This is a genomic window from Sphingomonas sp. jy18 (genome assembly GCF_056931895.1).
The window spans coordinates 307,827-329,761 of record NZ_JBXPBT010000003.1; the positions used below are offsets into that span (position 1 = coordinate 307,827).

General features: G+C 67.0%; 22 protein-coding genes. 12 read left to right on the plus strand and 10 right to left on the minus strand.

What is annotated here, in order from left to right:
• Positions 1-45 precede the first annotated feature (45 nt).
• Positions 46-1,629: a phosphoenolpyruvate carboxykinase gene (locus AC0QC4_RS09955; protein ID WP_483659740.1), complete on the minus strand. Its 1,584-nt coding sequence runs from the start codon at positions 1,627-1,629 to the stop codon at positions 46-48.
• A 232-nt stretch (positions 1,630-1,861) separates the two neighbouring features.
• On the opposite strand from AC0QC4_RS09955, the gene AC0QC4_RS09960 reads away from it, so the two are divergent.
• From AC0QC4_RS09960 to AC0QC4_RS09995, 8 genes are all read left to right on the plus strand, one after another.
• A complete protein-coding gene (locus tag AC0QC4_RS09960; RefSeq protein ID WP_483659899.1) occupies positions 1,862-2,569 on the plus strand; it encodes a response regulator in 708 nt (235 codons plus the stop codon).
• Entirely contained in the window at positions 2,562-4,127 is a 1,566-nt protein-coding gene (locus tag AC0QC4_RS09965; protein WP_483659741.1) for a stimulus-sensing domain-containing protein, read from the plus strand. Before AC0QC4_RS09960 ends, AC0QC4_RS09965 begins: the two co-directional genes overlap by 8 nt.
• A gap of 5 nt (positions 4,128-4,132) precedes the next feature.
• Positions 4,133-4,555: a phosphoenolpyruvate carboxykinase (ATP) gene (locus tag AC0QC4_RS09970; RefSeq protein WP_483659742.1), complete on the plus strand. Its 423-nt coding sequence runs from the start codon at positions 4,133-4,135 to the stop codon at positions 4,553-4,555.
• 9 nt (positions 4,556-4,564) lie between these two features.
• Positions 4,565-5,500 (plus strand): RNase adapter RapZ, encoded by a 936-nt coding sequence (gene rapZ / locus AC0QC4_RS09975; RefSeq protein WP_483659743.1) that lies wholly within the window; start codon positions 4,565-4,567, stop codon positions 5,498-5,500.
• A 13-nt stretch (positions 5,501-5,513) separates the two neighbouring features.
• Positions 5,514-5,939, plus strand: coding sequence for a PTS sugar transporter subunit IIA (locus AC0QC4_RS09980; protein WP_483659744.1), 426 nt, complete (start codon positions 5,514-5,516; stop codon positions 5,937-5,939).
• Positions 5,936-6,226, plus strand: coding sequence for an HPr family phosphocarrier protein (locus AC0QC4_RS09985; RefSeq protein WP_483659745.1), 291 nt, complete (start codon positions 5,936-5,938; stop codon positions 6,224-6,226). The genes AC0QC4_RS09980 and AC0QC4_RS09985 overlap by 4 nt, the downstream gene beginning before the upstream one ends.
• 8 nt (positions 6,227-6,234) lie before the next feature.
• Positions 6,235-7,056, plus strand: coding sequence for a TrmH family RNA methyltransferase (locus AC0QC4_RS09990; RefSeq protein WP_483659746.1), 822 nt, complete (start codon positions 6,235-6,237; stop codon positions 7,054-7,056).
• A 61-nt stretch (positions 7,057-7,117) separates the two neighbouring features.
• Positions 7,118-7,825 (plus strand): META domain-containing protein, encoded by a 708-nt coding sequence (locus AC0QC4_RS09995; protein WP_483659747.1) that lies wholly within the window; start codon positions 7,118-7,120, stop codon positions 7,823-7,825.
• A 105-nt stretch (positions 7,826-7,930) separates the two neighbouring features.
• Here the strand turns inward: AC0QC4_RS09995 and AC0QC4_RS10000 are convergent, their stop codons facing one another.
• From AC0QC4_RS10000 to def, 3 genes are all read right to left on the minus strand, one after another.
• Positions 7,931-9,349 carry a DNA recombination protein RmuC gene (locus AC0QC4_RS10000; RefSeq protein ID WP_483659748.1) on the minus strand — a complete coding sequence of 473 codons (1,419 nt, stop codon included), beginning with the start codon at positions 9,347-9,349 and terminating at the stop codon, positions 7,931-7,933.
• A 348-nt stretch (positions 9,350-9,697) separates the two neighbouring features.
• Positions 9,698-10,489: a DUF1206 domain-containing protein gene (locus AC0QC4_RS10005; protein WP_483659749.1), complete on the minus strand. Its 792-nt coding sequence runs from the start codon at positions 10,487-10,489 to the stop codon at positions 9,698-9,700.
• A 393-nt stretch (positions 10,490-10,882) separates the two neighbouring features.
• Complete coding sequence (gene def / locus AC0QC4_RS10010; protein WP_483659750.1) at positions 10,883-11,416, minus strand: peptide deformylase; 534 nt, start codon at positions 11,414-11,416, stop codon at positions 10,883-10,885.
• A 205-nt stretch (positions 11,417-11,621) separates the two neighbouring features.
• Here def and AC0QC4_RS10015 point away from each other — a divergent pair, with 205 nt between their 5' ends.
• Both AC0QC4_RS10015 and AC0QC4_RS10020 read left to right on the plus strand, forming a co-directional pair.
• Positions 11,622-11,810 carry a hypothetical protein gene (locus tag AC0QC4_RS10015; protein WP_483659751.1) on the plus strand — a complete coding sequence of 63 codons (189 nt, stop codon included), beginning with the start codon at positions 11,622-11,624 and terminating at the stop codon, positions 11,808-11,810.
• A gap of 331 nt (positions 11,811-12,141) precedes the next feature.
• A complete protein-coding gene (locus AC0QC4_RS10020; RefSeq protein ID WP_483659752.1) occupies positions 12,142-12,537 on the plus strand; it encodes a VOC family protein in 396 nt (131 codons plus the stop codon).
• 62 nt (positions 12,538-12,599) lie between these two features.
• On the opposite strand, the gene recR is transcribed toward AC0QC4_RS10020, so the two are convergent.
• The gene (recR, locus tag AC0QC4_RS10025; protein ID WP_483659753.1) at positions 12,600-13,196 is read right to left on the minus strand and encodes a recombination mediator RecR; all 597 of its coding nucleotides are present in this window, start codon (positions 13,194-13,196) and stop codon (positions 12,600-12,602) included.
• Positions 13,197-13,414: 218 nt separating this feature from the next.
• Here recR and fmt point away from each other — a divergent pair, with 218 nt between their 5' ends.
• The gene (gene fmt / locus AC0QC4_RS10030) at positions 13,415-14,329 is read left to right on the plus strand and encodes a methionyl-tRNA formyltransferase (RefSeq protein ID WP_483659754.1); all 915 of its coding nucleotides are present in this window, start codon (positions 13,415-13,417) and stop codon (positions 14,327-14,329) included.
• Positions 14,329-15,069, plus strand: coding sequence for a tRNA pseudouridine(38-40) synthase TruA (gene truA, locus AC0QC4_RS10035; RefSeq protein ID WP_483659755.1), 741 nt, complete (start codon positions 14,329-14,331; stop codon positions 15,067-15,069). The genes fmt and truA overlap by 1 nt, the downstream gene beginning before the upstream one ends.
• Before the next feature lie 179 nt (positions 15,070-15,248).
• Here the strand turns inward: truA and AC0QC4_RS10040 are convergent, their stop codons facing one another.
• The 5 genes from AC0QC4_RS10040 to AC0QC4_RS10060 form a co-directional block, all read right to left on the minus strand.
• The gene (locus tag AC0QC4_RS10040; RefSeq protein ID WP_483659756.1) at positions 15,249-17,144 is read right to left on the minus strand and encodes an XrtA/PEP-CTERM system amidotransferase; all 1,896 of its coding nucleotides are present in this window, start codon (positions 17,142-17,144) and stop codon (positions 15,249-15,251) included.
• 17 nt (positions 17,145-17,161) lie between these two features.
• Entirely contained in the window at positions 17,162-18,634 is a 1,473-nt protein-coding gene (gene xrtA / locus AC0QC4_RS10045; protein ID WP_483659757.1) for an exosortase A, read from the minus strand.
• Between the two features lie 61 nt (positions 18,635-18,695).
• Complete coding sequence (locus AC0QC4_RS10050) at positions 18,696-19,964, minus strand: TIGR03087 family PEP-CTERM/XrtA system glycosyltransferase (protein ID WP_483659758.1); 1,269 nt, start codon at positions 19,962-19,964, stop codon at positions 18,696-18,698.
• Positions 19,965-19,970: 6 nt separating this feature from the next.
• Positions 19,971-21,038, minus strand: a complete 1,068-nt coding sequence (locus AC0QC4_RS10055; protein ID WP_483659759.1) for a FemAB family XrtA/PEP-CTERM system-associated protein — start codon at positions 21,036-21,038, stop codon at positions 19,971-19,973.
• Positions 21,035-21,928: an XrtA system polysaccharide deacetylase gene (locus AC0QC4_RS10060; protein WP_483659760.1), complete on the minus strand. Its 894-nt coding sequence runs from the start codon at positions 21,926-21,928 to the stop codon at positions 21,035-21,037. The genes AC0QC4_RS10055 and AC0QC4_RS10060 overlap by 4 nt, the downstream gene beginning before the upstream one ends.
• Positions 21,929-21,935: the final 7 nt, after the last annotated feature.

Consider the following 21,935-nt stretch of genomic DNA (forward strand, 5'->3'; position numbering starts at 1 on the left):
TCCGGGACTTCCTGAATGGGGTGCCCGGCTGCATGGTCCGGGCGATCAAGCGGCTTTCGGCGCTGCCTGTCTCACGCCTTCATCGACATGGCTTTCGAATTGTTCGAAATTGTCGATGAACTGGCTGACCAGCTTTTGCGCGGTCGCGTCATAGGCTGCCTTGTCGGCCCAGGTGCTGCGCGGGTCGAGGATGGCGCTGTCCACGCCCGGTACCGCCACCGGCACCTTGAATCCGAAGTTCGGATCGGTGCGGAAATCGACCTGGGCGAGGCTGCCATCGAGCGCCGCATTGAGCAAGGCGCGGGTCGCCTTGATCGGCATGCGGTTGCCGACGCCATATTGGCCGCCTGTCCATCCGGTGTTGACCAGCCAGCATGTCACGCCGCCCTTGGCGATCCGCTCCTTGAGCAGATTGCCATAGACGCTGGGATGGCGCGGCATGAATGGCGCGCCGAAACAGGTCGAGAAGGTTGCGGTGGGTTCCGTGACGCCGATTTCGGTACCGGCCACGCGCGCGGTGTAGCCCGACAGGAAGTGATACATCGCCTGATCGGGGGTCAACTGCGCGATCGGGGGCAACACGCCATAGGCATCGGCCGTCAGCATGATGATGGTGCGGGGCACCGGGCCCATATTCTTTTCCGACGCGTTCGGGATGAAATCGATCGGATAGGAGCCGCGGCTGTTCTCCGCGAGGCTGTCGTCATCGAGGTCGATGGTGCGGGTCGCCGGATCGATCACTACATTTTCCAGCACGGTGCCGAAGCGCTTGGTGGTGGCGTAGATTTCCGGCTCGGCTTCGGCAGAAAGGCGGATCATCTTAGCGTAGCAGCCGCCTTCGAAATTGAACACCGCGGTGTCCGACCAGCCATGCTCGTCATCGCCGATCAAGGTCCGCGAGGCATCGGCGCTGAGCGTGGTCTTGCCGGTGCCGGAGAGGCCGAAGAACACCGCCGTGTCGCCATCGGCACCGATATTGGCCGAGCAGTGCATCGGCATGATGCCCTTGGCCGGCAGCAGATAATTGAGCAGACCGAACACCGACTTCTTCATTTCGCCGGCATAGGCCGTGCCGCCGATCAGGATCAGCTTTTCGGAGAAGTTGACCGCAATCACCGTCTCGCTGCGCGTGCCGTGACGCGCGGGGTCGGCGCGGAAGCCGGGCAGGTCGATGATGGTATATTCCGTTTCGAACGCAGCGAGCTCAGCCGCCGTCGGCCGGCACAGCATGGTGCGGATGAACTGGCTGTGCCACGCGAACTGGGTGATGACCTGCACCGAGACGCGGTGCTCGGGCTGCGAGCCGCCGAACAGATGCTGGACGTAGAGCTTGTCCATATCGGTCAGCGCGGCGAAGAAGTCGGCCTTGAGCGCGGCGAAATGGGCAGGCTCCATGCCCTTGTTGGTCTTGCCCCACCAGATCGTCGATTCGGTCTCGGCGTCGCGCACGATGAACTTGTCGTTGGCGCTGCGGCCGGTGTGCTGGCCTGTGGCAACGACGAGCGGCCCGTCCTTCGACAGGACCCCCTCGCCGTTGCGGATGGCGTGCTCCACCAGCGGCGCCGTCGTCAGATTTTCGAACAGCACGGCCTTGGTTGCCAATGATGTTCCACCGATCGTCAGCGCCATTCTCTCTCTCCTCACACCCCGCTCAGGGTTGAATCGACCTGCTCCGCATTCGTATGCGTGGCGAGTCAGCCGTTCCGTTAGTCAGCCGTGGCCGCGAGGTCAAAATGAATATTGCGCGGCGGAGAACTGGGATTTTCTGTCTTCCGCAGGACAGAAACGGGCGGGTTACCATAAAGCGCCTACGGCGAGGCCGCTGTTGCCCATGACGTGGCGCATCGGCTATCTGCGCGGCATGACAGCAACCATCGCGCTCGTCGACGACGATCGCAACATCCTCACCTCGGTCTCGATCGCCCTGCAGTCGGAGGGGTTTGCCACCCGCGTCTACACCAATGGCGAATCGGCATTGAAGGCGCTGCTCGACACCCCGCCGGACCTGGCCATCTTCGACATCAAGATGCCGCAGATGGACGGGCTGGAGCTGCTGCGGCGGCTGCGCGAAAGGTCCCAGATCCCCGTCATCTTCCTGACATCGAAGGACGACGAACTCGACGAGGCGCTGGGTCTGGCGATGGGTGCCGACGATTATATCGCCAAGCCCTTTTCGCAGCGGCTGCTGATCGCCCGCATACGCGCCATCCTGCGCCGCGCGGAGCTGGTCCGGGCCGGGCCGGAAACGGTGCAGGAGGATGTCGCCGAACCGATGGTACGCGGGCGCTTGCTGCTCGATCCGCCGCGGCACCGGGTGGAATGGGATGGCAAGCCGGTCACGCTGACCGTCACCGAATTCATGATCCTGGAGACATTGTGCGTCCGCCCCGGTGTGGTGAAGAGCCGCAACCAGCTGATGGACGTCGCCTATCAGGACGACGTCTATGTCGATGACCGCACCATCGACAGCCATATCAAGCGCATCCGGCGCAAGTTCCGCAGCGTCGATGCGACGTTCGATGCCATCGAAACGCTGTATGGCGCAGGCTATCGCTTCACAGATGAATGAGCCCGTCCAGCTCGAGCCGCAGCCGCTCAAGCGCGCTGCATCTTTGACCACCCGCATTCTGGCGATCAACATCTTCGTCATCCTGCTGCTGGTCGGGGGCTTTCTCTATCTCGACAGCTATCGCACCCGGCTGGTCGAAACGCGGTTGTTGAGCCTGAGCCATGATGCCGAGCTCGCCATCGTTGCGCTGGACCTGTCACCGCCGGCCGCCGATGCAGAGGTGGTCCGCCGCGTTGCGCAGGAAACGGGGACGCGCATCCGTCGCTACGATGCCACCGGTCGGCTGGAACTCGACAGCTTTGCGCTCGCCCCGCCCACCTACATGCTGCGCGACCCGACCACGCAGGGCTGGGAGCGGCAGCTCGCCCGCAGTCTCGACCGCGCGCTCGACTTTGTCGTCGGCGCGCGCTTCCCCGGCGATTATGCCGAACCTGCGGTCGATAGCGCGAGCGCCTGGCCGGAGCTGCGCGAGGCGATGCGGCAGCCCGGGCAACCGGCGACCGCCTATCGCTTCGCGCCGGACCGCACGCCGATGCTGAGCGTCGCCATCGCCAATCCCGATGCGCAGGCCGGCCTGCTGCTGACCGTCAATGCCCGTGACATAACGCGCACCGTGCGCGCCGAACGCTTCCGCCTGGGGCTGGTGCTGGTGGCGGTTACCGCCTTGTCGGTGCTGCTCTCATTGTTCCTCGCCCGGACCATCGTCCGTCCGCTGCGCCGGCTGGCCAGCGCTGCGGTGCGCGTGCGACAGGGCCGCGCGCGGGAGGTGGTCGTGCCACGCCTGCCTGACCGGCTCGACGAGATCGGCATGCTGGCGCGCGCACTGAGCGACATGACCCAGGCACTGCGGCAGCGCATCGATGCGGGCGAGCATCTGGCGGCGGACATCGCCCACGAACTCAAAAACCCCCTCGCCTCGCTGCGGTCCGCGCTCGAAGGGCTGGAACGGATCGAGGACCCGGCGCTGCGGCGGCAGTTGATGGATGTCGCGCAGGACGATGTCCGCCGGCTCGACCGACTGATCACCGATATCTCCGAGGCATCGCGGATCGATGCCGAGCTGTCGCGCACCCGCTTCGTCCCCATAGACATCGGGCAGCTTATCGAGCCGATACTGGAGGCGCGGCGGGCGCGGGCGCGCGATGGTGCACCGGCAATTGCCTTCGCCCGGCCCCGAGCCGGCACGGCCAGGATCATGGGCGAGCCATCACGGCTGGTCCGCGTGTTCGAAAACCTGCTCGACAACGCGATATCCTTTTCCCCGCCGGGCGGCGTGGTCCGGATCTCCGCCACCTGCGCGGACGAGGCGATCATCGTGCGCGTCGAAGATGACGGGCCGGGCGTGCCCGATGACCAGCGCGAACTGATCTTCCGCCGCTTTCACTCGGTCAGGCCCGAAAGCGAAGGCTTTGCCCAGCACAGCGGCCTTGGCCTCGCCATCGCCCGCGCCATCATCGAGGCGCACGACGGGCAAATCCGCGCCGTGGATCGCGAGGGCGCAAGCCAAGGCGCCTGCTTCGAGATCCGGCTGCCGGCAGCCGCCGGTTCGGATCGCTGAGCGCCATGGCCTTTGTCCAGGCGACCGCCATCGCCATCGCCGACCGCGCAATCCTGCTGATCGGGCCGCCGGGTTGCGGCAAGACCGGACTGGCGCTGCGCATGCTGCGTCATGGCGCGTCGCTGATCGGCGATGACGGCATCACCCTTACCGCGCAGGGGGGGGGCCTGATTGCCGAACCGCTTGCACAAGCCGCCAGCCGCTTGCGCGTGTCCGGCATCGGCAGCGTTCCAGTGCAGACGGCCGGCGCTACGCCGGCGTCGCTGGTCGTCACGGGCGATCCGGCTGCGCGGCGCCGCGATCGGGAGGCGGCGGTCGATCGCTTCGGCCCTATCGACGGCCTGTGGCTGCCGCAGGTCGCGCTGCCGCTCGATACCGCTGCCGCAACCGACATGCTGCTGCTGGCTCTCGACCGCTGGGGTCATTAAACAAGCGTCATGTCTCCGCCCGCACCCGCCGAGTCGTCGCCGCGCCAGACCATCATGCTGGTCACCGGCCTGTCCGGCGCGGGCATGTCGACGGCGCTGCGGGCCTTGCAGGATCTCGGCTGGGAAGCGGTCGACAATCTGCCGATCCGCCTGTTGCGACCTCTGCTGGCGACGCCTGGGGATGGCGGCGAAGGCGGTGAGCGGCCATTGGCGCTGGGTATCGACAGTCGCACCCGCGGCTTTTCCGCCGAAGCCGTGGTCCGATCAATCAAGCGGCTGCGCGAGACCGACGGCGTTAGCATTGCCACCCTCTATCTCGACTGTGCCGGCACGGAACTCGACCGGCGCTATTCGGAAACGCGCCGCCGCCACCCGCTCGCCGAGGACCGGCCCGCTGCCGATGGCATCGCACGCGAACGCGAGATGATGGAACCTCTGCGCCGCTGGGCCGACCATCTGATCGATACCACCACCTGCACCAGCAACGATCTGCAGCAGGAAATACGATCGCGTTTTTCGCTGGGTGACCGCTCGGGCCCGATCGTCAATGTGATGAGCTTCGGTTTCGCTCGTGGCCTGCCGCGCAATGCCGATCTGGTGTTCGACATGCGCTTCCTCAAAAACCCGCATTGGGTGGAGGCGTTGCGGCCTGGCACCGGGCTCGATCAGGCGGTGGCGGACCATATCCGCACCGATCCGGCTTATGACGAGGCGCTGGCCAAGATCGAAAGCCTGCTCGAAACGCTGATCCCGCGCTATCGGGCGGAGGGTAAAAGCTATGTCACCATCGCCATCGGCTGCACCGGCGGGCGGCATCGATCGGTGCATGTCGCCGAGCGGATCGGCAGCTTTTTGCGCACGCTCGGGCACAATCCGAACGTAATTCACAGAAACCTGAGCAGCCAGCCTCAAGAGTCGCTTGAGGGACGGCGTCCTTCGCCCTAAAGCGGCACGCCTTATGCCAGCATCCCCCGCCCCGGCCATCGGCCTCGTTCTCGTCACCCACGGCCGTCTCGCCGAGGAATTCAAGGTGGCGATGGAACATGTCGTCGGCCCGCAACGCGCCATCGCCACCGTCTGCATCGGCCCCAACGACGATATGGAGGCGCGCCGCGCCGAAATTGGCGCCGCCATCGAGTCGGTGCGCGGCGGACAGGGCGTTATCCTGCTAACTGATCTGTTCGGCGGCACTCCATCCAATCTCGCCATCTCGCTGATGGAACCGGGCAGCGTCGAAGTGATCGCCGGCATCAACCTGCCGATGTTGATCCGGCTTGAGTCCGCCCGACGGACGATGGGCGTGCGCGAGGCGGTGAAGGCGGCGCGCGAAGCCGGGCAAAAATATATCTCCGTCGCCTCCGATCTGCTGGGGACGACGGCATGAGCCATCAGCTCAACAGCCTCAGCGAGACCGTCGCCATCACCAACCAGCGCGGGCTGCATGCGCGCGCCAGCGCCAAGTTCGTCAACTTTGTCGCCGCCCTGCCCGAGACGGTGAAGGTCGAGGTCGAGAAGGACGGCAACCGCGTCAACGGCCTGTCGATCATGGGGCTGATGATGCTCGGCGCGGCCAAGGGCGATTCGATCACCATCCACACCTCCGGCGAAGGCGCCGAGCAGGCGCTGATCAAGCTCGCAGGCCTCGTCAAAGACAGTTTCGGCGAGGATTGAGCCGGGCGATGGAGCGCAACGCGCGCGGCCACCGGCTGATCGAAAGTCACTCAAATCCGGCGATCAAGCGGGCAAAGAGCCTGCGCGACAAGAAGCATCGCCGCGCCGAGGGCCTGTTCCTGGCCGAAGGCCTGCGCATCCTGACCGAGGCGCGAGAGGCTGGCGTGCTGCCCGAACAATTGTTCTACGCCGCGGACCGGGACAGTCATCCGCTTGCCGAGGCCCTGTTTGCCGCGACGCTGGCGGCCGGCGGAGAGGTGGTGGCAACCAGCGCCGACATCCTTTCCCGCCTGTCCGGCAAGGACAATCCGCAGACGGTGATCGGCCTCTATCGGGACCGGCTGGTGCCGCTGGCGCATGTCGACCGGAACAAAGCACCGATCTGGCTGGTGGTGCAGGCGATGCGCGATCCCGGCAATCTGGGCACCATCCTGCGCACCGGCGATGCCGTCGGCGCCGGCGGGGTGATATTGATCGACGATTGCGTCGATCCCTTCTCGGTCGAGACGGTGCGCGCGAGCATGGGCGCGCTATTCACCCAGACCCTCGCCACGGCGCGCTGGCCGGAGTTCCTGGCCTGGCTGCGCGACGGCCCGGGCGTGCTGGTCGGCACGTCGCTGGCGCCCGGCACGGTCGATTATCGCGCGCCAGATTATCCCGCGCCCACATTCATTCTGGTGGGCAATGAAGCACGCGGGCTGCCGGCGGACTATGAGGCGGCGTGCGACATCCGGGTCAAGATGGCGATGCTGGGCAAGGCCGACAGCCTGAATGCAGCCGTGGCCACCGCAGTGATGGCCTATCGGGTGCTCGACAAGCAGGGGCGGTAGCTCAGATCCGGATCTGGTCTCGTTCATTCCCTGCACAGCCGGGCGCTGATAATGCTGGTACATGACCAAGCTCTTCCCTGCCCTCGCCGCCCTCGCCTTGCTGCCGGCGTGTGCCACCATCCCCGCTGGCGATGCGCCGCCGGGAGTGCCGAGCGGCGACGCCTATCTGGCGCTGGGGACCGAGCCCTTCTGGTCGGTGGAGATCACCGATGCGCGGATTGCGTATAATGATGCACAGAACCGGGTGGTGCGCGTCGCCAATCCCGGCGCGCGGCCGAGTTTCAACGGGCGGCGCTATGTGACGCCGCGCATCACCGTGGACATCACCGCGACGCCCTGCAGCGACGGGATGAGCGACCGGCGTTATGCCGACACCGTGCTGGTGCAAGTCGACGGACGCGACCTCCGGGGATGCGGCGGGCGGGTCTTGCCGCCGGCCGAACTCGACGGGACGGCGTGGCGCATCCTCTCCATCGACGGGCGCGAACCGGTGGCGGGTCGCGACATGGGGTTCCGGTTCGAGGGCGGGCGGATCAGCGGCAGCGCCGGGTGCAACCGGTTGAACGGCAGCTTCACCAGCGACGGGACGCGGCTGACCGTCGCGCAGGTCGCGGCGACGCGGATGGCGTGCGCGCCCGAGCTGATGGCACAGGAGGCGCGGGTGCTGGAGCTGTTCCGCCAGTCGCTGGGGCTCAGCTTCGATGCGCGGGGGCGGATGGTGCTGACGGGTAATGGCGGAGCGACGATGGTGCTGGAGCGGAGCGTCTGAGGACCTCCCCGGCACGGGAAGGTGGCTTGCCGCAGGCAAGACGGAGGGGGGCGAGCAACGCGAGCGCCTGCCCTTGCTCTCTAGCCCGCACGCTCGCTGCGCTCGCTACCCCTCCACCGCTTTGCGGTCCCCCTCCCCGTTGCGGGGAGGTTCTGGCGAGACATCTGCTTCCGCCGCCGCGATCAGCTTGGTCTGCTGACGGATGGCGGTGTCGATCATCGGCGGCGGATCGATGGTCTTGCCGGCGGTGTCGATGTCGAGCGCGTCGAAGCGGCGAGCGGAGGTCAGCACCTGCGATTCGAGGCTGCCGACAAAGCTGTTGTAGGCGCTGACTGCGGTGTCGAGATTCTTGCCGACGCGCGAGACATGCGCGCCCATCACGCTGATGCGCGCGTACAGTTCCTTGCCGAGCGCCGCGATTTCCCTGGCCTGTTCGACCACCCGTTCCTGCCGCCACACCGCCGCGACGGTGCGGGCGATGGCGATGAGGTTGGTCGGCGTCGCCAGCAGCACGCGCTTGTCGAACGCGAAGTCCCACAGGCTGGCATCGGTTTCCAGTGCGGCGGCGAGGAAATGTTCACCGGGAATGAACAGGATGACATATTCGGGCGCGGTATCGAACTGCGTCCAATAGGCCTTGTTACCCAGGCTGTTGATGTGCGTTTTCAACGAGTTGGCATGGGCGATCAGGCCCGACTGGCGCGCGCCCTCATCCTCCGCATTGAACGCATCCTGATAGGCGTTGAGCGAAACCTTGGCATCGATGACCAGGCTCTGCCCGCCGGGCACGCGGACAATGACATCGGGGCGCAGCCGCCCGCCATCCTCCAGCCCGACGCTGACCTCGGTCTGGAAATCGGCATATTCGCTGAGCCCGCAGCTTTCGAGCACGTTGCGCAATTGCTGTTCACCCCAGCGGCCGCGCGCCTTGGGGGCATTGCGCAGCGAGTTGGAGAGGCGCGCAGCCTCTGCCTTGACCCCTTCGTTCGAGACGCGCAACGATTCCAACAGGCCGGAAAGGTTGCCGAACGCCGCCTGCCGCTCCCTCTCCACCTTTTCAACAGCGGTTTCATAGCGTTGCAGCCGTTCGTTGACGGGCGCCAGCAACTGCGCCAGCCGCGCGCTGGCCGCCTGTTCCGATTGCTTGAACTGGCTGCCGGCGACCTCGATGAACTGGTTCTGGGCCCGATCGAGCAGCTTGGCGGCGACCTCCTGAAACTGGGCGGAGAGCGCGTCGCGGGCCTCGGTCAGCGCCGCGACCTGCGCGGCATGGGCACGACTGTCGGCATCGCGGGTGGCGCGCAGCGCGGCGAGCTCCAGCGCATGCGCTTCCCGCTCGCGGCTGGCCGCTTCCAGATCGAGTGCAGCCTTCTTGAAATTGGCAAGATGCTGGTCGCGCTCGGCCGCCGCACCGTCCCGCTCGGCCTTGAACGCGGCGGCGCCACGCCCGCCGACCAGCCAGCCCACCAGGGCCCCGACGGCGAGCGCGAGAAGGGCGCCGATGATGATGAGGCCGGTTTCCACTATGCGCTAGCTCCCTGCTCCGCCTGCGATGCGGCGCGTAGCCTCGGAACATAGCTGGAACGTGGTTGGGGTGGAAGGGGGTGCTCGATTTGGGTGGTGGCTTTGCGGTGGCGGGTTGGAAATCGGGGTCGAACACGCGTGCGCGATGCGAAGAAGAAATTAGTTCACGCAGAGGCGCGGAGGCGCAGAGGAGGAGATTGCGCATTTCCGCGAAGCGGCTTCATCCATCCACCGCCACGTCAAACGCATCATTGGCATAACGAAGCGGCTGCGCCGCCAAGCGCAACGCCTCTCCGCGCCTCCGCGCCTCTGCGTGAACCAATTTCCTCTTATCGGTCTTTTGGCAGGCTAACCCACCGCGCGCTTCAAGCGTTCGATCACTTTGGGGTCGGTGATGCGGCGATAGCGTGCCTCGGCGAAGCTGAAGAGCCCGAACAGACCGAGGCCGAGCGCTACGGGCAGGAACAGGCCGCGCGGCAGCGCGTCGAGCGCCTGGGCGATGCCACCGGCGGCACCGGCATTTTCGGTCTGCCACACCCTCAGCAGCAACCAGCCGATCATCAGGAAGGTGGCGCCGCGCGCGGCATAACCCGCCCGGCCGACCCAACGCAGCCAGCCCTGCCGCGCCACCGCCGGGTCCATCTGCTTGAGGAAGCCGAGCCGGATCGCCTTGGCGAACTGGTAGAGACCGGTGCCGACGATGGCGATGGCCGCGAGCAGGATCAGCGTGGTGCCGCCGGGCAGATCCATCGCCGCCTGCGCGCCCATGTCTGCACTGGCGCCGCCCGACGCGCCGCCATCTTTCGTCCAGAACAGGCGCATGGCGTAAAGCGCGAGCGTGAGATGGACGAGACCGCTGACCACGCCGCCGGTCCGCACCGAATAGCCTTTCGCATCGCTGCCATGGCCTTCGCTATCCATGGCGGCTTCGGCAATGCGCCACAGGCCATAGCCGGCGAAGCCCAGCGCCATGGCCGCGACAACGATGCCGCCGGTGCCGGAGGCCAGCCAGTCGAGCGCCGCCTGCCCGTCGGCACTGGTGCCGGTGCGCAGCGCAATCCAGCCGATAAGGCAATACATCACCCCACGCGCGGCAAAGCCGAGCCGGGCGAAGGTTTCGAGTGTGGCAATATTGGGCATCTGCGCTCCCCCATTTGACTGCGGGGGAGAACGTGGGGGGTGGGGGTTGGTTGCCTTGGGGTGTGGCGATTGATGCGTGTACTGAGGGGTTTGGATTATCGTCTCACAAGACAGCACGGCGAAGGGGAAGGAAGAAGAATTTCACGCAGAGGCGCAAAGGCGCGGAGGGATGTGGCGCTCGGCGGCGCAGCCGCTTTCACGATGAAAGTGATGTGTGTTCCGCTGCGTCGGATCGATGAGGCCGCTTCGCGGGTTGGTACAACGCCTCTGCGCCTTAGCGCCTCTGCGTGAACTCTTTTCAGTTTGGGGATGGTTCGAGATTTTTCGCTGGCACCTGGGTGCATTTGCGCGTGCATGCCCACCCCAAGTCCCTCCTGCAAGCGGGAGGGGTGGTCAGGCGGCGCGGCGCATTTTGCTGAGTTTCTTCAGCACCATGTCGCGTTTCAGCTTCGACAGATGGTCGATGAAGAGGATGCCTTCGAGATGGTCATGCTCGTGCTGGATGCAGGTCGCCATCAGGCCGCTCATGCGCTCGCGGTGCGGCTTGCCGTCCTCGTCCTGCCAGTCGACGGTCAGCTCGGCTGGGCGGGTGACGTCGGCATATTGTTCGGGCACCGACAGGCAGCCTTCGGAATAGACGCTATGCTCTTCCGAAAATTCCGAGAAGATCGGGTTGATGAAGGTGCGCGGGGTGCGGATGACGCGCTTGCCCTCCGGATCCTCAGGATCCGGCTCCTGCAAGTCGATGACGAGGATGCGCTTGTCGACGCCGACCTGGATCGCAGCGAGGCCGATGCCGGGCGCGTCGTACATCGTCTCATACATGTCGGCGATGAGGGTTTTCAGCGCGGCATCGAACGTCTCGACCGGCTTGGAAATGACGCGCAGACGCGGGTCCGGGGTCTCTATGATCGGGAGAATGGCCATGGGTGCGAGGTATGGCGGCTGGGGGCGGGGGTCAAGGGGGGAGGATTTGCGATGACACCAGCAAAATACCGGCCGGTTCGCCAGCACAAATTTTACTTTCAGCGAATGAGTAATGGTTAATCATTTATTTCCCAAATAAACTTGACTCGCCACAGTGTATACTTATCGTCGAAATGTCTCGGGTCACCAAATAGGAGTCGGAACGATGAAGAAGCGATTTGCTCTGCCTGTTATGTTGACTGTCGCGATGACAGCGCTTTCTGCACCAGTTGCCGCAAATGCCGAGACCGGATACATCCGCATCGGTGACAAATGCTACATCGACATCGGCGGCAACGGCTACCCTTTCCTGATTCCGTTCCCCTGCCCGCGTGAGGTGAGCGAAAACCCGTGACGCCTAGAACCGGCTAGGTCTGGAAACGTCCAGCGGGGTCAGCCGACGGTTGCGCCCCGCTGGATCTTGGGCCGGATTGCAGCCCCACAGCCTATGCCGCTTGGCGCCAGTGACGAGCGAACCAGAATACATCCGCTGCAAATCATCATCGGTAATCAGGGTGCGCTCGCCGTCGCCCGCCCACAAAATCGTCGATTGAGCTCAGTTGCATGTGCGCCGACACTAACGTGGGCAAGCTGTAGCAGCGCCTTCACGCTCCCAAGCAAAACTTCGTTTGCGGCGTGCGGGTCGGGGGTGCACCATGTAGCGCATGGTACACAGGAGCGGGCCGATGACCATTGCCGCTTTCCCCCTCGATCACCTCACGCTGCTGGTCAGCAGCTTCGAGCGGGTCATGCCCTTTTACGAGACACTGCTGCCGATGCTGGGCATGCGCCGCACGCGTGCGCATGTGTGGACCAACGATGCCGGGCTGTTCTTCCAGTTCGGCGAAGCCAAGCCCGAGACGCGCGCCTATGAACGCTATGGTGCCGGGCTGAACCATGCCGGCTTTGCCGCGCCCGACCTGGCGACGGTCGAGCATATTCGCGAGACAATGCTTGCGGCGGGGCATTTCGCCTCCGAAGTGCAGTCGTTCGGCGAGCACAAGGCCGTCTTCTTCCGCGACCCCGACGGATTGCGCATCGAGGTGGGCTATATGCCGCCCGGCGTCGACCCGGTGGACTGACCGGCGGGTTGGGCCTGTTTCCTTGAAGCGCGCTCCCCTTCTCCCGCAGGCGGGAGGACGTTTCAGGCGACCGGCCGCCGCGCGCGCAGCGCCTGTGCCAGCGTGCCCTCGTCGAGATAGTCCAGCTCTCCGCCTACCGGCAGGCCGTGCGCCAGCTGGGTGAGCCGGATGGGCAGGCCTTCGAGCCGGTCGGTGATGTAATGCGCGGTGGTCTGGCCTTCGAGCGTCGCGTTCATCGCCAGCACCACCTCGTCGATGCCGCCCGCAGCGACGCGGCGGACGAGGGATTCGATGGCAAGGTCGTTCGGGGTGACGCCGTCCAGCGCCGAGAGTTTGCCGCCGAGGACGTGATATTTGCCAGGGAAAAGCCGCGAGCGATCCAGCGCCCAGAGGTCGGCGACTTCCTCCACCACGCACAGCGCGCGCGGATCGCGGCGCGGATCGGCGCAGATGCCGCATGGATCGGCGGTATCGACATTGCCGCAGATGCTGCAGGTGACCAGCGTTTCGTTGACGCGGGTGAGCGCGGCCAGCAGCGGGGCCATTGCCGTCTCCCGGCGCTTGATGAGGTGGAGCACCGCGCGCCGCGCGCTGCGCGGGCCGAGACCGGGGAGGCGGGCGAGTTGCTGGACGAGGGCTTCGATATCGGCGGAGGCCATGCGGGGGGGATAGGGGGGGAGCGGGGGCAGTGCAATAAGGTCCTCCCCGGAACGGGGAGGGGGACCATCCGCAGGATGGTGGAGGGGCACAGGCCGCATGGCGTAGTGTCGTGCGATTGTGCCTGCCGGAGAAGGCCCCTCCACCAGCTACGCTGGTCCCCCTCCCCGTTCCGGGGAGGACCTTGCACGCCCCCGCCCCCCTCCCCTAAAGGCGCGCCATGCGGATCATCTTCATGGGGACGCCGGCCTTTGCCGTGCCTACGCTCGACGCGCTGGTAGCGGCGGGGCATGAAATTGCGTGCGTCTACACGCAGCCGCCGCGTCCGGCGCATCGAGGCAAGCGGGAGACGCTGTCGGCGGTGCATGCGCGGGCGGCGGCGCTGGGCTTGCCGGTGCGCACGCCGGTGCGGCTGAAATCGGCGGAGGAACAGGCGGATTTTGCCGCGCTCTCGGCAGATGTCGCGGTGGTTGCCGCCTATGGGCTGATCCTGCCGCAGGCGGTGCTCGATGCGCCGCGGCACGGGTGTCTCAACGTGCATGGCTCGCTGCTGCCGCGCTGGCGCGGGGCGGCACCGGTGCAGCGCGCGATCCTGGCAGGGGACCGGGAGACCGGCGTCGGCATCATGCAGATGGAAGCGGGGCTCGACACCGGTCCGGTGCGGCTGGAAGGGCGGACGGCAATCGCGGGAAAGACCGCCGGCGAGCTGACCGACGAGCTGGCGGCGCTGGGCGCAGAGCTGATGGTGCAGGTGCTTTCGGATTTGGCCGCGCATCCGGCGGTGGCTCAGCCTGAGGAGGGCGTGATCTATGCGCCCAAGATTTTGAAGGACGAGGCACGGATAGACTGGAATTTGTCGGCGGTGCAGGTCGAACGGATGGTTCGGGCATTTGCGCCGGTTCCGGGTGCGTGGTTCGATGTGGCGGGGGAGCGGGTGAAGCTGTTGAGCGCGGAGGTGCTGGCTCCCGCTGACACGCCCGAACGCCCCGGCACCGTCCTCGACGATGCGCTGACCATCGCCTGCAATCCCGGGGCGCTGCGTTGCGTCACGGTGCAGCGGGCCGGGCGCGGCACGATGCGCGCGGAGGACTTGCTGCGCGGCTTTGCGGTTCCCGTGGGGACGCGGCTGAGCTGATGCCCCGCTACCGGCTGACATTGGAGTGGGACGGGCGGCCGTTCATGGGCTGGCAGCGGCAGGCGCATGGGCCGAGCGTGCAGGAGGCGCTGGAGCGAGCGTGCAAGCAGATCACCGGAGAAGAAGTGATCGCCTTCACCGCCGGGCGCACCGATGCGGGCGTGCATGCGCGGGCGATGCCGGTGCATGTCGATATCGCCAAGGAGCTGCCGCCGTTCCGGCTGATGGAGGCGATCAATGCAGTGATTCTGCCCGATCCGGTGGCAGTGATCGCGTGCAGCGTGGTGGGGGAGGATTTCCACGCGCGGCACAGCTGCGTCGGCCGCGTCTACGACTATCTGATCATCAACCGCCGCGCCCCGCTCACCCTGGAAAAGGGGCTGGCGTGGCGGGTACCGGCGGAGCTGGATGTGAGTGCGATGCACGATGCCGCGCAGAGCCTCGTTGGCCTGCACGATTTCACCACCTTCCGCTCGGTGCAGTGCCAGTCGGCGTCGCCGGTGAAGACACTCGACGTGCTGGACGTGAAGCGCGCTGGCGACCGGGTGATGGTGCGCGCGGAGGCACGATCGTTCCTGCACCATCAGGTGCGATCGATGGTCGGCTGCCTGGCGATGGTCGGGCGCGGGCAATGGACGGCAGCGGACTTGGGGCAAGCGCTGGAGGCGCGCGACCGGCAGGCGCTGGGCTTCAATGCACCGCCGGATGGGCTGTATTTCGTCGGGGCGCGGTACGCGTAAGCACCTCTCCCGCTTGCGGGAGAGGATAGACTTGGCTTGGCGCGAAGCGCCTAGCAAGTCTTGGTGAGGGGAGCGGTTGACCCCCGACGACAGCGCAAACCGCCCCCCTCTCCAAGCTTCGGTAGCCAGCAAGCTGGCAACCTTCGCTATCCTCTCCCGCAAGGGGAGAGGTGCTGGTGCTAGAGTCCGAACACGCGCTTCAAGCTCTTCTCAAGCATGAAGAACTGCCAGATCTGGCGGCCGTAATCATGTCTGCCCGATTGATGCGCAGCGACCAGCCGGTCGATGGCTTTCATGTCGAACCAGCCGGTGGCGGCCAGCGTCGGGCTGGCAGCGAGAGCGCGGGCTTCGGCGGCCAATGGCCCGCGGAACCAGCGGCTGATGGGGGTGACGAAGCCCATTTTCGGGCGGTAGAGGATGTCGCGCGGCAGGCTGCGTTCGAGGCTTTTCTTCATCAGCCATTTGCCGGTGCCACCACGCACGCGCATGGCGGCGGGCAGGGTCGCGGCGAATTCGACGAGATGATGGTCGAGCAACGGCTCGCGAGCCTCCAGGCTGACCGCCATGCTCATCCGGTCGACCTTGGTGAGGATGTCGCCGGGCAGCGCGATCATCATGTCGGCATATTGGGCGCGGTCGAGCGGTTCGGCGGCGGGGGCATTGCGCATGGTCGTCCACCAGCGCTCCTCGGCCGCGTAACCGGCAAGCGCAGCGCGGGTGGCGTCGCTGTAGAGGGTGGCGCGCATGTCCGGCCCCGAAATGCCGATACCCAGCGCATAGGCCTCCTCGCCCGAGCGCGCGAGACTGGTCAGCGTGGCCTTGGCGCGCAACGGGCGCGGTGCCCAGTCCATCTGCGGCCAGGCCCGCGCCAGCGGGCCGAGCAGCGAGCGGCGCAGGCCCGAGGGAATGAAACCACGGATACGCTCTTCCTGATGCTGGAAGACGAGGCGGCGGTAGCCGGCAAAGGCTTCATCCGCGCCGTCGCCCGAGAGCGCGACGGTGACCTCCTCCCGCGCGAGCTGGCTGACGCGGTAGGTGGGCAGCGCGGAGGCATCGGCGAACGGCTCGTCGGTATGCGCGGCAACCAGATCGGCAAGCGCGAAATCGTCTGACGCGACGATGCGGGTGCGGTGATCGGTGGCGTAACGGCGGGCGATGACATCGGCATAGGTGGTCTCGTCGAGCAATTGCTCGTCGAAGCCGATCGAACAGGTGTTGACCGCAGCCGGCGACGCCTCGGCCATCAGCGCGACGACGGCGCTGCTGTCGACCCCGCCCGAGAGGAAGGCACCGAGCGGCACGTCGGAAACCATGCGGCTGCGCACGGCGGCGCGCAGCAGCGCGAACAGATGCTCCTCCGCCTCGCCCTCGCTGGCGGTGATGCGGCGGGTGAAATCGAGGTCCCACCAGCGGGTCGGGCGCGGGACCGGGCGAGTGCGCGTGACGTGGAGGTAATGGCCGCCGGGCAGCTTCTCGACCCCGGCGACGATGCAATTGTCATCGGGCACATAGCCGAAGGCCATGAAATCCTCGACCGCGGTCAGTTGCGCCTGCACCCTGAGCGTGGGCAGGGTCAGCAGGCCCTTCAATTCGCTGGCAAAGGCGATGCTGCCATCGGGCAGCATGGCATAGTGCAGCGGTTTGACGCCGAACCGGTCGCGCGCGAGGAACAGGCTGCCGTCGCGCGCATCGTGGATGGCGAAGGCGAACATGCCGTCGAGGCGGCTGAGGCTGGCCGGCCCCCATTGCGCGAAGGCGGCGAGGATGACCTCGGTATCGCCTTCGGTACGGAAGACATGGCCGAGCGCGGCCAGCTCATGGCGCAGCTCGCGATAATTATAGACTTCGCCATTGTAGCTGATGGTGAATCGACCGTCGCCCGAATGCATCGGCTGCGGCGATCCTGCGACGTCGATGATCGACAGGCGCAGATGGCCGAAGACGACGCCCGGCGCACTCCACAGCCCGTCCCCGTCCGGCCCGCGATGGCGCATCACCGCCAGCATCGCCGCGACACGCGATTCGTTCAGCGGGCGGGGCTGTTCAGGGTGATAAAGACCGGCGATGCCGCACATGGTTTCGCCCTCGCTGCTTAGCGGATGGGCGTCAAGCGACGGGCGAGCATTTCGATGCCGCCCGCCGCGCGAACCAGCGAGGCGATCCGCTCGCGTCCGCCCTGCCCCTCGCCCGGCGAAGCCGAGAGCAGCAGCGCATAGGCGCGCTGGTCGCTGCCGGTCAGGCGTGCGCGCAAGGTGCGCAGCTTGACTGTGCGCGGGTCGGACGTGACCGCACCACCGACGACATAGACGGACAGCACATCGCGCACGCGCCCGGCATTTTCGATGCGGTCGACGCGCGCCGCCCCGAGCGGTTCGAGCCCCTGCCCCCATTTCCAGTCGCTGTCGGGATCGACCGCGCCCTGTCCATAGCCGACTAGCTCGCGCCCCTCCGCTTGCGCGGCATAGCCGACCAGGGTCAGCGTGACCGGGGCGCCGCGCCCGTCATCGAGCAGCAGGTCGATGCGGCGATCCGCCCCGTCGAAGCGCGCGCGCCAGTCGGCGGGGCCGCCATTTCCTGCCACGCTCCAGCCGGGGATGGCGGGTGCGGCAAGCGCCGGCAGTTCGCCCGCCCGCGCGCTCTGGAATTGGCTCCAGGCAAGCGGTGCGCTGGCGAGCGCCAGGGCGACCAGGCCGACCGGCAGCATCGGTGCAGCGCGCCTGGCATGCATTGCAGCGATACGCGCGGCATCGACCGGATTGTCTTCGGGATTACGATCGAACCAGGGCGATGCCGCCCAGCCGGTCAGCGCCATGACGAGGCCGAAGAAGATCCAGCCATAGATGAGGTGATCGGCGCCGACGGCAAAGCGCATGCCCCAGTTTTCCGCCATCCAGATGGTGGAATAGGCGCGAAAGCCATTGGCCAGCACCGGCACCGCCAGCGCGAACAGGATGAAGACGGCGCGCCGCTGCCACGAACGGAAGCACAGATGCGCCGCAAGCACCGACAGCGCGGCCATCGTGACCAGGAATTTGACCCCCGAACAGGCCTCCGCCACCGCGAAATGCCCGCCGGGCGTGGTGATGAAGATGCCGTCGATATGCGCCGGAATGCCGGTGACCCGCAGCAACGCCATCGCCATGTCGGCGGTGATCAACTGCATCGGCGGCACCAGTTCCTCCCCGAACGGAATCAGGAACAGCGCGTAGAAGATCGGGAAGGCGAGGCCGCGGGTGAGCTGCGGCCCGAGCAAGGTCGGCACCAGTCCCTGCAGCATCAGTATGAGGCCGGCGTGGCGGAACAGCGCGATGCTGGCGGCATCCCCGAGCAGCCACACCAGCGCGCCCGCCGCTATCCAAAGCAGTCCCGGCGCCCAGGCCTGCGGCGCAAGTTGGGCAAGCGCGCTGCGGCGGTTCCACACCAGCCAGCCTATGATCGGCGGGATCAGCCAGCAATGCGCGAAGGTCGACTTGTTCCACTGCGCCGCGAGGTGCAGCGCATCGGCATGGAACAGCGCAAGGATGGCAAGTGCGGCGAGGGTGAGCGCGGCGAGGTGGCGGCGCATCCGGGCCTCCCCGGAACGGGGAGGGGGACCATCCGCAGGATGGTGGAGAGGCTTGGCCGGACTACTCGACATCGGCGATTGCGGCGACTGCCCCTCCACCAGCTTCGCTGGTCCCCCGCCCCGTACCGGGGAGGACCCGGGTGAGATCGGCCAGCGTCGCATCCCAGCCGAAGCGGGCCTGCATGCGGGCGCGGGCGGCGCGGCCCATGGCGTCGGCGCGGGCGGGGTCGGCGATCAGGGTGCCGACCGCTTCGGCCGTGGCCGCCGGGCCTTCGGCGACCAGCAGGTGGGTGCCGACGGTGGCATCGATACCCTGCGCCGCGCTGGGCGACGCGACCACGGGGCGGGCCATGGCCATCGCTTCTAGCAGCTTGTTCTGCACGCCGCGCGCGACGGCAAGCGGCGCGACAACAGCGCTGGCAGCGGCCAGCCACGGTCGGGTGTCGGGCACTTCGCCGGTGACGAGCACGCCGGGCAGGTCCGCCAGCGCACGCACTTCCGGTGTCGGTGCCCGGCCGACGATGGCGAAGCGGGCGCCGGGGTGCGCGGCGCGGATCAGCGGCAGGGTGGCGTGCGCGAAATCGCTGACCGCCTCGATATTGGGGCGGTAATCCATCTGGCCGGTGAAGACGACAAGCGGGCCGGTGCCCCGATCAGCCTCTGCCAACCGCTGCCAGTCGCCGTCGGGCGAGAAGCGGTCGAGATCGATGCCGTTCTCAAGCGCGCCGACACGCGAGGCATCAAGGCCGGTACGAGCGCGGAACAGGCTGGCCTCTGCCTCGCTGACGAAAAGGCAACGGTCGGCCGTGCGTGCCACCGATGCCTCATAGGCGCCAAGCAGCCGGCCTTCGCGGGCATGCACCCAGCGCATCACGCCCGGGCGGTCTGCAGCGGCATAAGCTTCGAACTTGGCCGAATCGACGTCGACGAAATCCATGACGAAGGGGAGGTCGCAACCGGCGGGGACATATTGCGCCATCTGGCTGGAAAAGGCGACGATGTGGGTGATCGGCCCATGGTCGAGCAGCCCACCCACATGGCGGGCGAGCTCGGCGCTGGCGAACAGCGGCAACGACGCGGGGCAACCGCGCAGCACCGCCGACGCCATCGCCGCGATACGGCCGGTGCGGCGCACGACGATGTGGACGCTCGCCGCCAGCGGCTCGAGCTTGGCGCGCGCGACCTCCGCCTCCGCTTCGCTGTCCGCGAGCGCGGCGACATGGACGGGGGCGATTTTCCGCAACGCTTCGAACAGGTGCCACGAGCGGATGCGGTCGCCGCGGTCCGGCGGCCAGGGCGCGCGATGGACGAGGAAGAGAATGGCGGTCATGCCAGCTTAGCCGAGCTGCCTCGAAATCAGCGGCCCCAGCCGGTTGGCGAGCCACAGCGGCAGGCGTTGCCAGCCTTCGACCATCAGCCGGTATTTGGCGCTGGTCGGGTTGGTGTCGCGCGCGGCGGCGCCATCCGCAGTCCAGCGGGCATAGGCGAGCGGGACGGGGTCGAAACCCCAGTTCTTCTTGTATGCGGCGGGGCCGGTGCCGGCCTTTGACCGGCCGAAATCGAAGCGGGTCTGGCCGCGTGTGCGGCCATGGTCCATCAGCTCGAAATACATGCGCTCGTTGGCGCGCAAGGATCGCGCAGCCGCGGTGCCGCCGCCCCAATAGGGCATGACGCTGCCCTGCCAGTACAGGCTGAGCACGCTTGCCACCGGTGCACCCTGATGGCGGATGGTGAGGATATCGGCGTCGTCGCCGAATCCATCGAGCATGCAATCGAACAGGCGCCGGGGGAAAACGGGGGTGCCGAGGTTGCGCACGCTGGTGGCATAGGCATGATAATGCGCGTCGCGGTCCGCCCTGCCCCGGCCGACATGCACGGCAAGATCGTTGGCGAGCGCCTTGCGGACCTCGGCGCGGTGCTTGCGCGGGATGGCGGCCAGCTCTTCGTCGCGGCCGGGGGCGAGCGGGCGTGCAAAGCCGAGATAGGTATCGGCATCGATGTGCCAGCCGGCGGGATGCGGCCCGCCGCGCAGATCGATGCTGCCGAGCCCGAGATCGCGGGCGAGATCGATGGCGGCGGCGGCGAGCGCATCGGCGGCCGCGTCGTTGCGGGCAAGGATGCCGCCATCGACCGCAAAGCCGGTCGAGACCAGCGCGCTGCCGAACAGCGCCGAGCGGATGTGATGCAGCGGCAGGATGCCGGTGAGCGCGCCCGTGCCGTCGCGCGCGGCGAGCAGGTGCCAGCGGTGGCCGGTTGCGGCCTCGACCGCCCTGCCCCAGGCCGCGCTGTGGAAAGGAGTCGCGCCGGGTGTAGCGGCAAGGAAGGCTGCGAGCTCCGAATCGCTCGCGCCGTCGCGCACTGAGACCGAGGGCGGCGCCGTGTCGAAGCGGACGGGCATGTTCATGCCGCCAGGGCTGGCTGCGGCTGACCTGCGGGGGCGGCCGCGCGGTCGGCGACCAGCGCATCGATGCGATCCCAGCGGAAGTCGCGGAGCAGCCGCTCAAGCTTGCCCTCCATTGCGGAGAGTCGGCTGTAATGACGCAGCTTGGAGCGTAGCGGTGCGTCGGCGACGCGTGGCTGATCGGGGTCGATCTCCCACGGGTGGAAATAGGTGATCGCCGGATGGCCCGCAGCATTGACCTGGCGCACCGCAAAGGCGGACAGCGCGTAGGGCAGCAGCCGGAAGAACCCGCCACCGCCTGCGGCGAAGCGCCGTCCGGCGATCTCGGCGGTGGTCACCGGCAGTTCGACGAGCGCGCTGTCGCCGAGCGGCCGCCAGGCAAAGCGCGGGCTTTCCGGCCAGCCATAATGATCGTGGCCGATCGGCGCGACCGAGGATGAATAGAGATAGCCGGCATCGGCAAGCACGCGGTGCGCCCAGGGGGTGCGGGTGTCGATCGAGAAGCTGGGCGCGCGATAGCCGCTGATCGCGGCGCCGCCGAGATCCTCGAGGATCGCGCGTGCCTTGGCGAGATCAGCGGCGAATTCCGTCGCATCCATCAGGAACACGCGCTTGTGATCATAGCCGTGGCTGGCGAGTTCATGCCCCGCATCGACGATGCGGCGGACGGTCGCGGGCATGCGTTCCGCCACCCAGCCGAGCGTGAAGAAGGTGCCCTTGACGCCTGCTCGGTCGAACAGCGCCAGCACGCGGTCGGTGTTCGCCTCGAACCGGTATTCGAGGCCGTCCCAATCGGCGCGGTCGATGACATGTTCGAACGCACCGACCTGGAACCAGTCTTCGATATCGACCGACAGGCCGTTGACCGGCTGGCAGGAGGGCGCCGCAGGCATGGATCGG